Source organism: Mycetohabitans sp. B46 (genome assembly GCF_037389205.1).
Taxonomy (GTDB): domain Bacteria; phylum Pseudomonadota; class Gammaproteobacteria; order Burkholderiales; family Burkholderiaceae; genus Mycetohabitans.
Map to the genome: position 1 here is coordinate 280,731 of NZ_JADBGL010000003.1, position 12,186 is coordinate 292,916.

9 protein-coding genes and 1 pseudogene are annotated in these 12,186 nt (G+C 62.9%); 1 reads left to right on the forward strand and 9 read right to left on the reverse strand.

The genetic code is table 11. The annotated features are described in order from the left end of the window. Positions 1 to 2: 2 nt before the first annotated feature. From IHE30_RS05295 to IHE30_RS05315, 5 genes and pseudogenes are all read right to left on the reverse strand, one after another. A pseudogene (locus IHE30_RS05295) lies at positions 3 to 383 on the reverse strand (transposase); the annotation flags it as partial. 534 nt (positions 384 to 917) lie between these two features. Next, positions 918 to 2,003, reverse strand: a complete 1,086-nt coding sequence (locus IHE30_RS05300; RefSeq protein WP_337689366.1) for a DEAD/DEAH box helicase — start codon at positions 2,001 to 2,003, stop codon at positions 918 to 920. Further along, complete coding sequence (locus IHE30_RS05305) at positions 1,997 to 3,343, reverse strand: hypothetical protein (RefSeq protein WP_337689367.1); 1,347 nt, start codon at positions 3,341 to 3,343, stop codon at positions 1,997 to 1,999. The genes IHE30_RS05300 and IHE30_RS05305 overlap by 7 nt, the downstream gene beginning before the upstream one ends. A 146-nt stretch (positions 3,344 to 3,489) precedes the next feature. Further along, a complete protein-coding gene (locus tag IHE30_RS05310) occupies positions 3,490 to 5,814 on the reverse strand; it encodes an FdhF/YdeP family oxidoreductase (RefSeq protein ID WP_337689368.1) in 2,325 nt (774 codons plus the stop codon). Positions 5,815 to 5,825: 11 nt separating this feature from the next. After that, entirely contained in the window at positions 5,826 to 6,410 is a 585-nt protein-coding gene (locus IHE30_RS05315) for a hemerythrin domain-containing protein (RefSeq protein ID WP_337689369.1), read from the reverse strand. 237 nt (positions 6,411 to 6,647) lie between these two features. On the opposite strand from IHE30_RS05315, the gene IHE30_RS05320 reads away from it, so the two are divergent. Beyond that, positions 6,648 to 7,142 carry a YciE/YciF ferroxidase family protein gene (locus IHE30_RS05320; protein ID WP_337689370.1) on the forward strand — a complete coding sequence of 165 codons (495 nt, stop codon included), beginning with the start codon at positions 6,648 to 6,650 and terminating at the stop codon, positions 7,140 to 7,142. 168 nt (positions 7,143 to 7,310) lie between these two features. Here the strand turns inward: IHE30_RS05320 and IHE30_RS05325 are convergent, their stop codons facing one another. The 4 genes from IHE30_RS05325 to IHE30_RS05340 all read right to left on the reverse strand — a co-directional run bounded on the left by IHE30_RS05325 (position 7,311) and on the right by IHE30_RS05340 (position 12,179). Beyond that, positions 7,311 to 8,513 carry an SIR2 family protein gene (locus IHE30_RS05325; RefSeq protein WP_337689371.1) on the reverse strand — a complete coding sequence of 401 codons (1,203 nt, stop codon included), beginning with the start codon at positions 8,511 to 8,513 and terminating at the stop codon, positions 7,311 to 7,313. 294 nt (positions 8,514 to 8,807) lie between these two features. Then, a complete protein-coding gene (locus tag IHE30_RS05330; RefSeq protein WP_337689372.1) occupies positions 8,808 to 9,467 on the reverse strand; it encodes a DUF2894 domain-containing protein in 660 nt (219 codons plus the stop codon). Next, entirely contained in the window at positions 9,448 to 10,098 is a 651-nt protein-coding gene (locus tag IHE30_RS05335) for an OmpA family protein (protein ID WP_337689373.1), read from the reverse strand. Before IHE30_RS05335 ends, IHE30_RS05330 begins: the two co-directional genes overlap by 20 nt. Further along, positions 10,095 to 12,179 carry a DUF802 domain-containing protein gene (locus tag IHE30_RS05340; RefSeq protein ID WP_337689374.1) on the reverse strand — a complete coding sequence of 695 codons (2,085 nt, stop codon included), beginning with the start codon at positions 12,177 to 12,179 and terminating at the stop codon, positions 10,095 to 10,097. Before IHE30_RS05340 ends, IHE30_RS05335 begins: the two co-directional genes overlap by 4 nt. Positions 12,180 to 12,186: the final 7 nt, after the last annotated feature.

Here is a 12,186-nt window from a genome sequence, read left to right on the forward strand (position 1 = left end):
AGCTTGTAGCCGTCGTAGCCTGCGCGTGGGCCACGCTCGCAGCTCGACTGCAACGTACGCCCGTCCAAAATCACCGCACTGGGCTGACCTTGCCGGCCCTGCGCAACACGCAGCACCGAGTGCAAATCCTGAACCATCGCTTCGAAGCAGCCCGCTCGCGGCCAGCGTTGAGTTTGCTGATACACCGCCTCCCATGGCGCAAAATTCGTCGGCAGCATGTGCCACGCAGCGCCTGCACGAGCTAGCCAACGCAGCGCGTTGAAAAACTCGCGCAATTCATACCGTCTTTGCGGTGCATCTGGCTCCATCAACGTTAAATACGCAGCAGCGAAGCTCCATTCTTCGTCCGTCACATCGCTCAGATAGGATCTACGTTTCTCCATCTCGATTCGATTCCCAGCCTCGCTGAAAGTGCATAACACGCTCTAGCTTCTTTAAACGGGACGTTGCCAACAGACAACGTGACAGCTCCTACGCATTAGCTTTGCGTTATCAGCCAAAAATCGAGTGCCCGCTAATGATTGCTGTGCTATTCGCTCGGTGCCTTTGCCTTTGGTTTTTGGAACCAGCCGAATGCAGGGGCGAATGTATCCCGTGTGTGGTCCAGCGCATGGTTGATCGCGACTGCGTCCTGACATTGGGGCCCGAGAGTTGCGCTCGCCATACCACGCTCCAAGCGCGGCATTACGCCAATGTCTGGTGAGTTGACGACCATGAAGATGGCTGCTTGTATTACCTTTGCAGAGCGCATCGGCCGGGGACTGGATCGCGCATGGCCGTCATCCGGCAACAGGAAGCGCACAGCGTGCATCAGGGTTCGTTTGCCATGAGGACACTCGCCGCGAGGAAAGACGGGCGAGCGATATCCCTAGTCTAGCGCACGGCGGTGGCTATCGCGCTGGTGTGTGATGTGCGCGCTACGCGTCGAAGAGCAAAGGCGTATCGTTCGCCAGCCCGCATGATTGCGGGCTGGACGGCAGACGCACGACGGTCAGCGCGGTGTATAGCTCGCTGATATAGCTCAGACCACCCCACTGTTGCGCGTCACCGATCACGTACAGGCGGCACTTGGCACGAGTGATGGCGACGTTGAGCAGGTTCGGCGTGTCAGTTACCCAATTGCGGGCCTTCGCGCCTTGCTGGCCGGGCGCCGTGCCCAATACGAGGAAGACGACGTCGGCTTCCTTGCCCTGAAACGTGTGGACGGTGCCGACCTCGATGCCGTCGAATTTACCGCGTCGCACGAGATCGCCGCAGGCGTTGGCCACTTTGCGCAAGGGTGAGATGACGTAGACGCGGGCCGGTTTATTATCCTCACCATGCGCCGGCTCACGCCGCAACGTGGTCAGGCACTGGCGTAGCACGTCCAGCTCGTCGTCCGACACCGGATGGTGCACGCGCGTGGAGGCCACGTCGAACCAGGCGCTGTCGCCGAGGACACAAGAAAAGGGCGTGGGCAGTGGTTGTCCTGCCTCATCGACGCGCCCCTGCACCATCTGGTCGGCGTAGGCGATACGGTTGGCGACCGAGAACATTGGATCGTCACAGCGCCGATGCGTACGCAACGGTATGCCGGTCCAGGTGCGTGTCTCGCTGCCGGTGTATTGGGCCGAGCTGCTAACCCAGGAGCCGAACGGCGTGATGCGGTCGGCGAGCGTTTGCGCCGACTCGTCGGCGGACGACCAGGCTGGATCGACCTGATGGCGGCGCCGCAACGCTTCTGTGACGTGCAACGGTACGGTGAAGATCGGTTCGATTTGCAGCGGATCGCCGACGATGACCGCACGGCGGCTGCGCCAGATCGCACCAGCGGCTGATTGCGGGGTGGCCTGGCCCGCTTCGTCGATCAGCAGCCATCCGAGGCTGTCCTGCCCCATGCCGACGAACAGGCGATCGAACGAGGCGAGGGTCGTGGACACGACAGGCACCACGAAAAACAGGACATTCCACAGCAGCGGCCGTTGGTCGACGAGTAGCTTGTCCTGCAGTGTGTTGGTCAGCATGCCGTGCACCACGCGCAGGTTGCCGATGAACTTGCCGGCGTTGGCGAGGATCGTCGCGCGATGCAGTTCGATGGCGTGCAGGAACAGCCGTGCGCGCAGATGATCGAGTGCAGGACTGACTGCGATGCTGGCGCGATGACGGGTGTCGGCGGGCAAGGACCAGAACGCATCATTCGGAAAATGCTTGGCACCGATCGCATAGCCCGCGTCGAGGGCCTGCTGGGGGCTTCGAGCGCGTGGCGTCGCACGATCATGCGGGGCGTTTCGCGGCCGAGCCATCGCATTAGGCGATCCCAGAGCGAAGGTAGATAGGCCGCCTCGCATTGCGCGAGGACCGCCTGATGACTGTGCAGGAGGGCGCGCAGGTCGGTCTGCTGCTCGCGCAACGCGGCCAGGGCTTGTTCACTCGCGGCGAGCGTATCCGCCGCGCTTTGAAGGGATGCTTCGAGCGTTTCCCATTGCACGCGGCTGCGATCCAGCTCTCGTGCGGCCTGCTCGGCAGCCACCAGCACGGCGCGTTGCTTTTCGATCTCGGCGTGCGTATCGAGAAACGCGCGCTTTGCGTTTTTCCATTCGGCTTGATAACGTGGGTAATCTTGGTCGGCCGCTTCCAAAATCTGCTTCATCGTTAGCGGACGATCGTCGCAGGGGGCGGCACGCTGAGTCGCAGCGTCCGGCGTCGTTGTTTCTGTTGCGTCGTCAGCGTCGCCGTCGCCGTCATGGTCCGGCGCATGGGTTACCATGTCAGCAGTGGATGTCGGCCGCTTGACCTTGCGCTCGTCACGGAAAAAGCCTGTGGCAAACGATCGCCGATTGCTGGCATTGCCCAGTGCGGCGGCAATGACGCCCCAGCCGTCGATTGGCTGTCCTTCGTCGTCGAAGACTTTCTGCGCGTGGAAGATTTCGCGGATCACCTCGTCGAAGTAGGCGGCCGGCTCGAATTCGCGACCAATCTTGGCGCGGGCCGGCAATGTCTGCGTGATGTTCTTGACGGCGTTGTTGTTGCTTGCGACGACGATGGACGTACCGTCGATCACGTCGCGCTTGAGTGGCGAAAACTTCATGCCGGCTATCTGCACCGGCTTGTCAAACAAGGTTGCGGGTTTGTCGAGTGCGGCGATCCGCTGGGCGCGCGCCGTGACGATCTCGGCGATCACGTCGCACAGCAGCGTGGTCTTGCCGGTGCCGGGCGGGCCGTTGACACCGAGGATGCCGCTGCTGGAGCTGAGGGTGTGCAACACGTGCGCGACGGCGGCCTGTTGGGCAAGCGCCAACGGGTATTGGGAGGGCGCCGGCCACCGCGCGCATGGCAGGCGTGCGGCGCTGACCAACTGGGTCATAATGACGTGTTCGGTGAGTTCGCCGACGGGCGCGACCACACGTCCGAAACCAACCACGGCCGGGCTGCGCTACACGATCGAGCGTAAGAACATCGAATTGATCGGTTGCAAAACGAGGGACGTGACTGAACGAGGCAACGTGACGCCTAGCGATCCGGACAGGGAGGGGCGTCGTCGCGCAGTATCCTGACCGGAATTGACTTGGCGGCCGGTACCTTGCTTTGCTCGGCATGATGCCACAGCGGCAGCAACACATTACACTCGGGATAATATCCAGCAATGCAGCCGGGTGGCACATCGTAGGCGTGCACGCGCAGACCACTCAGGCGCCGTTCGATGCCATCGTTCGCGATGGTCTGCAGCGTAATCCTGTCGTTCTCATGCAGGCCGCGACGGTGGATGTCGTGCGGGTTCATCAGCACGACCATTCGCGAGTCCTGGATACCGCGGAAGCGGTCATCGTGTGCGTAAATCGTCGTGTTGAACTGACTGTCGCTGCGCAGTGTCATGAGCCGCAGCGCATCCGGCTCGCGCTGCGGCATGTCCGAGTCTTTGTCGAGCGTCGCGGGCACGAGGAATTCGGCCTTGCCCGATGCCGTGGTAAAGCGCCGCTCGCGCGCTGACAGCGGGCGCGGGAAGCCACCCGGTTGCCACATGCGCCGCTCGATATCCTCGAACATGTCCGGATAGGTTTGGGCGATCTCACGGCGCACCAGCGCATAGTTGTCGCGCCATGCGTTCCAGTTGGGCCCTACACGCGGGTCCAGCGTGGCTTTCGCTATCCCGGCAACGATGTAAGGCTCCGAGCGCAGCTTGTCGCTGGCCGGCTGCGCGTAGCCACGGGAGCCGTGAATGCAAGCGGTGCTGTCCTCGATCGACACAGCCTGCTCGCCGCTTGCCTGCCGGTCGATTTCAATGCGGCTCAGGCAGGGCAGCACATAGGAAATTTCGCCCGGCAGCAGGTGAGAGCGGTTTAATTTGGTGGCGACGTTGACCGTGAGCCGCAGCTTGCGCCAGGCTGGCTCGATGCGCGAGCGGTCTGGCACGGAGCGGACCAGGTTGCCGCCGAGGTTCAGCACCGCGTCGATCTTGCCGGCGAGCATGGCCTCGAATGTCTCGACGGTGTTCAGCCCTTTTTCGCGAGGTGGCTTAAACGAGAATTGCTCGGCGAGCTGGTCCAGCGGCGCAAGCTCCGGCTTCTCGGTGATGCCGACCGTGCGTTGTCCCTGCACATTCGAGTGTCCACGCACCGGCGAGGGTCCTGCGCCCGGTTTGCCGATGTTGCCGCGTAGGAACAACAAATTGCAGAGTAGACGCACGTTTTGCACTCCCAACCAATGCTGCGTAAGGCCCATTCCATAGTGTGCGATCACCGAGTTGGCCTTCATGTACTCGGCCGCCGCTGCCTGCAGTGCGTCACGCGTCAGCCCGCTGGCCGCCTCGATGTCGGTCCATGCTGTGTTGCGCAGATAGTCGGCGAATGCGTCGTAGCCGGTCGTATGCTGTTCGATGAACGCCACATCGATTGTCCGCGGTGCGCCGCTTTGCCGCGCCTGGTCATCGGCGTCGATCACGGCCTTGCAGATGCCGACGATCGCGGCACTGTCACCGCCGTTTCTGACCTGATGGTACTGCGTGCTGATTGGCGTGCTGGCTGGGGTGAGCATCTGCACGGGCGACTGCGGATTGGCAAAGCGGATCAGTCCCGGTTCGCGCAGTGGGTTGAACGTGATGATCGGCACGCCGCGTTCACGCGCGTGTTGCAGCGGATGCAGCATACGCGGGCTATTAGTCCCGACATTTTGGCCGAAGAAAAACATCAAATCGGTCTTTTCAAAGTCCTCGAGCGTGATCGTGCCGACTCCCACGCCGATGGCTTCCTTCAGGCCGACACTGCTGCTTTCGTGACACATGTTCGAGCTGTCCGGTAGATTATTGGTGCCGAAAAGACGCGCGAACAGTTGCAGCATGTACGCTGTTTCGAGCGACGCGCGCCCTGACGTGTAGAACACCACCCGCGCGGGATCTAGCGCGTGCAATTCGCGGCCGATTTCATCGAACGCTTGCTGCCAGCTCACTTCGACGTACTTGTCCTGTGCACGGTCGTAGCGCAGCGGCGCGGTGAGGCGACCCGCTGCCTCCAAATCGTGGTCATGCCAGGTGGCTAACTCGCTTATCGTATGAACGTCGAAAAAGTCCGGCGTCACGCGCTTTTTCGTGATATCCCACGCGGTGGCTTTCGCCCCGCTTTCACAGAACTCGGCCAGGTGCGACTGTGCAGGCTTTGCCCATGCGCAGCCCACGCACATGTAGCCATCGGGTTTGTTCTGGTGGGTCAGCAGGCCGCTATCTTTGAGCGCAACTTTTTCCTTCGTCAGGATTCCGGCGACCGCCTTCAGTGAGCCCCAGCCGCCCGATGCATAGGGGTAAGCTGCGCGCTTGGCTTCCGGGGCATCCGGTGCGTCTGGCATGATCAACCTCGCTATGCACCGCAGGGGCGATGGGCCGCTGCAAAGCAGCGCAATACGGCGATGCCAGTCAGCGCGCCGAACAGCGCCGCGGCGATCGGGAAGGTGCCGAGCGTATCGAGTGCAATGCGTGCCGGCTGGTGCGCCCCAAGTAATTGGATGCGTCGGCGCGTCATCGCGGCGCCCAGGCTCGTCAACTCGGCTTCGAGCATGCGCTCAACGCGCGGCAGCAGCACGGCTTCTTCGTCGGCAACGTGATGGATCACAGTGCGCATCAGTTGCATGAAAAGACTGTCGTAAGCCGCATTCTCTGGCCCCATGCCGCGCAGTCGTTCAATCGTCTGCCGTATCGCGTCATGCTCGGGCTTACTTTTTTTCAGCACGTCATCGTCCGGATCGACGCGTGCGAGTGCCGGGTAGAGAATTTCTTCCTCAAGCTGTGTATGGATCTCCAGCGCAGTACAGGCGCTGCTAACGATTGCGCGCTTGCGCCACCAGGGTGAGTGGTGGCGGTAGCGGTGGAAGGCCGCCAGCACGTGAGTGTGGTCGGCGCGGATCGCAGCGGTAACAGGCAGTGCCGCAAGCGAGGATAAAGCCATAACACCTCCTGGTCACAAAACGTCATGCATCGCGCATTTGCCGTGCCTGGCCGCACGCGCTTGGCAGTGAACGGGCACGTGAGTTTGGCGCGGTGAGCGGACGCTGGCGTCGTGGCGGCGGCCTGGTTGAAGATGAGCTGCGCCGGTGCCCGGGCATGAGCGTTGCGCGGCAAGTGAGGCCGGCGCGAGCACACTCGTGCGGCGCATTCCTTAAGCGTTCGATGAAGGAGGCTCAATATGGCACGCAAGACCTTGGAAGACCTGTTTATCCATTCGCTATCTGACATCTACAGCGCGGAGAAGCAATTGACGCGCGCGCTTGGCAAGCTAGCGCGCGCCAGCACGAATCCTGAACTCGCACAGGCCTTCGAAATGCATTTGCAGGAAACGCATGGGCAGGTTGAGCGCATCGACCAAGTGGTCGAGAAATGCGGCATCAAGCTAAAACGGATCAAATGCGTAGCAATGGAGGGGCTGGTCGAGGAAGCCGCGGAACTGCTGGACGAAATCGAGAAGGGACCTGTGCTCGATGCGGGGCTGATCGGTGCAGCCCAAAAAGTGGAGCACTATGAGATCGCGTCTTACGGCACACTATGCGCGTTCGCGAAACAGCTCGGCCAGGACGACGCCGTGCCGTTGCTCAAGGCGACGCTCGACGAGGAGAAGGCAACCGATCAGAAGCTAACGCAGTTTGCCGAGAAGGTTGGCAATCCGCAGGCTAGCCAGGCCTAATGGAACCGTGCCGCGCGCCGGTGCCGTGTGGCCAGCGTCGCGTGGCAGCGCTCAGACGGTGCCGGCTCGACAGACACGCCTAGGGAGGCACGACTTGCCCCGCTGGTCGTGCGGCTCCCTCGGACGGCAGCCGGCCTGACGCGTCGGGTGGGGCGCGCCTCGGCCCGATCACAGTGAGCGAACGGCAATACTGCACCATTCGTTAAAATTACCTTGCCACGGCAATACCGCGAGGCCTCCGGATACGCTGGCATGGGGAAAGACGCTTTTTGCATGAGCAAGCTGCGTCTGAACGTCATTCAGATCGATGTAGTACAGCGCACGCTGGCGTCCGTCAGCGGGCGCCTCGGCAAATTGACGCAGCAGCAGCCGCACCAGCGCGTCCTCGTCCGGGAAACTGTAGCCGACCAGCACGACGATCCGGGATTCGCGTAGCAGCCGTACGGCCTTTGGGAACAGCGCCTGAAAATAGGGTTGGTCATAATCCTGGGCGCGCGATGGCAGCATAATGTCTGGGGGATTGCTGCGCAGTATCGGCGTGTCGCGGCGACGGTAGTCGACTTCGAAATGCCCCTCACGCCGATAGATCTCAAACCCCCCATTAAGCTTCAGCAGATGACCGCCTGCAAAGGGCACCGCCACCGCACGCCGGTCCGTCTCGCCGCACCAGGCGCATGGCGTGAAGCCGCGATACAACTCGCGCGAACGGGCACGTCGAAGCGCTGTGTCCACCATGGCTTCAATGACGAAGTCGTAGTTCGTCGTCAGAAAATTCACGCCGATGCGGGGCGCGGGCCGCTCGCCAGCCGACGTCGCGCTCGCATGCTCCTGCAGCGCGGCAAACAGCGAGCTGATCGCCGTCTGTGCGTCGCTGAGCGGCTGGCCAAACGATAGCGTGTCGCCGACCAGCGTAGGAGGCTTAGCAAGCTGGTGAAACTTGCGAAGCACCGCATAGCGCAATTCGCGCTCGACCAGCTCCAAATAGAACTCGTCGACGTATCGGTTGCGGATCAACGGATACTTTTTCAACATGCCCACCTGATAGACGATGTCGAGAAACGCGGATCGGTCCAACCCAACGGTGCGATCAATCTGCGTCATACGCAGGAAATCCTCCAGGAACGGAGATTCGCTCGCCCAGTCGTCATCGGTAAAGTCAAACAGATCGGTGCCGGTCGGATAGCGGTGATCCCAGGCACGGGAGAAACCAGCGCCGAGCACGAATGTCACGTTGCCCGCCGCGGGATCGCCGTGCCGCGCTAACGCATGCACGCTTTGCGCAAACTTGATCGGCGCCTGCCGGGCTGGTGACGGGGAGGTTGGGCCGCTGCGTTGGCGCGGATTGCGTTGCTTATCGTTGTGTTCCGTCATGGGTAGTTGAGTCGGGGACGATGTCCGAGGGCGGGTGGCGCGCTACCAGGCCGCGCCCGCCGCCGTTTTCGTTGCGTGTCTGGCCGGGCGCAATACCCGTGCCTGCCGCGCGACGACGCACTGTTGTCCATCGAAGAACGGGTGGCACGAGGCTGGCGCGCAGTCGTGTCCTGCGCGAGGATAAGGCCGGCGCTTGGGCCGAACTCGGGGGAGGGGCGGCTGATAGGTAGCAGCCGACGCGCGTATTGGTGCGGCTCGCGCCTGTCGATGGACGACGCGCGGCGGCACGCCGCTTTAGCGCGATTTGCTTCGGGCGCTCTTGCGGGCAACGGTGGCACGCGTGGCGTCCTTGGCCGATGCCAGTCCCCCGCTATTTAATTGCTCCATCCACGATAACGTGTCCGCATACGCGAGGAACTGCTGTAGATACTCAGGCGACAATTCGCGCATCAACGAAAGCGACCGATGCACGAGACTGCTGGAATTGAGCGGACCGGCATTCCTCGGCACGTGGTTGAGCGATTGCCGAAGCTGCTTTTCGATGCGGACTCGGGCCCAGGTCTTTCTAAAATAATCCAGCGTTGCCGGCGCCGGATCGGACACGGGATGCGGCGCGCTGGCAATGGTGCCGGCATCGCCGTGTGCGCGTTTGCGCGTGGCGATGTAGTCGAGCAACGCCGCGAGCGTAGGGTCCCCGGGGTCGCGTGAGACCGTTGCGGCAGCTGCGTCGCCGCAGCGGGAATTCGCCCGTTCGAGATCAGCGGCATACGCATCCAACAACTCGTCAAGCCGGCGCTCCAGGCGGCGTCGCACCGCGCCGACGTGACCGGCCGTGCGCCGCTCCAGCGCGTCAATGAAGCAAAAGCGCACCGGGTCCAGCCGATCGGCGCCGGATGCCCGCCATGCGTCGAGCCGAGCCCGCACATGTGTGTCGCTATGGCTCACGGCGCTCACCGTTGATTGCGGACGGCCTGGGTACCGCGGCAATCTCTACGCGTCGGTTGCGGGCCCGTCCAGCTTCGTCGGCATTCGAGCTTACCGGCTGCTCGGAGCCGAACGCGGCGGCGAATACGGACGAGGCTGGCACGCCTTCCGAGATGAAAGCGCGCGTCACCGTCAATGCGCGCTGTGCCGACAACTCCCAGTTATCAGCAAAGCGACGATTGCCCGCGCGGACCTGCTGGTCATCGGCGAAGCCGCTCACCATCAGGATTTCGTCATGGGTGCCAAGGTACGAGCGCAGCGGCTTGGCGAGACTTTTCAATAGCTCGCGACCTTCGGGCTGCAACTGGTCCGAATTCAGCGCGAACAGCACGCTGCCGCTGATGCCGATACGGCCGTTCACCAGCGTCACGCGTCCGGCGGCCAGCGGCCCGGCCAATGCCTGTTCCAGCGTCTTGCGGCGCTGTGTCTCCATTTGCCGCTGCTGGACTTCGTGTTCGAGCTTGGACGACAGTTGCAGCTGCATGCCGATGACGCCGATCAGAATCAGCACGAACGCACCCAGCAATACCGACATCAAGTCGGCAAACGCGGCCCAGATAGGCGCGGCCGCTTCCACGCCGCCGTCGATGTCGTCACTCATGGCGCTTCGGCTCTCGCACGCGCCTGCGGTGTGGCGAGTTGTTGCAACTCCTCGACAATTTGTTTCTGCGACATCATGCTTAGATCAATGACTTCCCGCGCCTGCGCGACGTAGTAGGCGAGTTGTTCGTCACTGCGCGCCAGCGATTTGTCCAGTGCCGCTTCGATGCGCTGTAGATGCTCGACCAGCGTAGCGTTGGACGCGCCAAAGGACTGGACTGCCACGCCGAACGCCTCGCCCAAGCTAGCTACCTCGACTGCGCCGCTGGTGAGTTGCGTCGCGGCGGCCTCCAGTTGCCGCGTGCCGGCTTGGACCTCGTCGGTGAACCGGTTGCCGATGCGCTCCAGCAAGCTTGCCGATGTCGCGACCAGTGCGTCGATGGCCGAGCGCTGCTCATTGGAGGCATGGTTGACCGCGTCGAGTAGCGTCGCCAGCGTTTCAAGTACTCGGCCGCGTTCCTGCAGAACCGCTGTGTCGTGCTCGAGGCGCTCGGACAGTTGCTGACGCAACTCGGCGATCACCTGTGCCGCGGCCAGCGGCGCCTGCGACGCGGCCTGCGCGAGCTTGCCGATCTGCGCGATCGTTTCGTTGGCCTGTGCCGAGATCTGTTGCGCTGTGTGTGCCAGCGTGTCGCAGATCTGCTGCTGCTGCGCGGCTGAGCGCGTGCTGGCTTCATCCCATTGGTGATGCAACGTGGTGGCCATGGAAGTCAGCGCCGTGGTCCACGTGGCTAACCGGTGCTCGTCCTGCGATTGCAGTTCGGCGCGTAGCCGCGCCTGCGATTGCGCTATTGCATCAAGCGATGCCATCGCGTGCTGGGCGAGCTTCGCGGCGGCTGCTTCGAGCACGTGCTGATAGTCCGTGGCGCGTTGCTCTGCGGCCTGCTCCTGCCGCACCAGTGTGTGCTGGCAAGTCTGGGCGAGCGTCGCCACGTTCGCTTCCAGGCGTGCCGACAGCGTCTGCAACAGGGTCGCGGCGCGTTGTTCAGCCGCCTCTGCGAATTGGTCTGCCGACACGCGAAGGTGCTCGAGCAGCGCGCCACTGGACTGCCGATGGTCGGCCAATGCCTCGCTCCAGACCGCCGCCACATCGCGCGTGGTCGCGTCCAGGCTCGTGGACAGCGCATGTAACTGCTGCTGCACGGCGCCGGCGACGGTATCGTGCAGCGATGCCGTATCGCGCGCCAGGCCGGCCATCGTCGCCTGGACGACCGGCTGCAGCGCTGTACCCGCGGCGCGGGCACTGTCGGCCACGCATTCTGTCAACGATTGTGTCACGGATGAGATCAGGCGCGTATGCGCGTGCTCGACCTTGTCGAGGATAGTTTGCTGCCCGGCGAGTTGTTGCTCACTCAACGTCCGTGTCTGCCGCTCGATGTGCGTGATCATCGTTTGCAGTTGGTCAACCAATGCAGGCATCGCATCAGCTTGTCGTTGCAAAACCTGAAAAGTTGTCTCGCGCTGGTGAGCGCTCGAATGGATTCGCAATGTTGTTGCGATGGCCGTATCGAGTTGCTGCGCGACCTCAATGCGCTCGTGTCGGCACAGCGCGGAAAGCAGCCCCAGCATGGCGGATGCCGCCACACCTGCAATCGATGTGCCGAACGCAAAGCTCAGTCCGCTGACCGGCGCGGCAAGCGACGCCCGGATGGCGCCCAAATCGGTGGCGCTTTGCAGCGCGGCGCCGGTGCCGCGCAGCGTCGTCACCATGCCGAGCAGGGTGCCCAGCATGCCAAGCAGCACCAGCAATCCCACCAGGTAGGGCGTTAGCACTGGGCCCGGCAACGCGACTCGCTGACCGTCCAGCCGCAGGCGCACCGTACTGCGCAGGCCGGAAGGCAACGGCGCCAGCCAAGATTCCAGCGTTGGCGGGGGGGCGGACAGGCTGGCCACGGCACGCGTCAATGTAGCAGTGGTCTGCTGGTCGCGGCGCAATTCCAGGGCGCCTGCCAGATAACCGGCGCCGATCAGCAGCGTGACGGCCGAGGCCAGCAGGTTAGCGCTGAGGTAGCCGGCGCCGATCCAGCCTATGACGGCCAAGCCGGCCAGGAAGACAACAACGTGAAGGCGAAAGCGGGTCATAGCATGT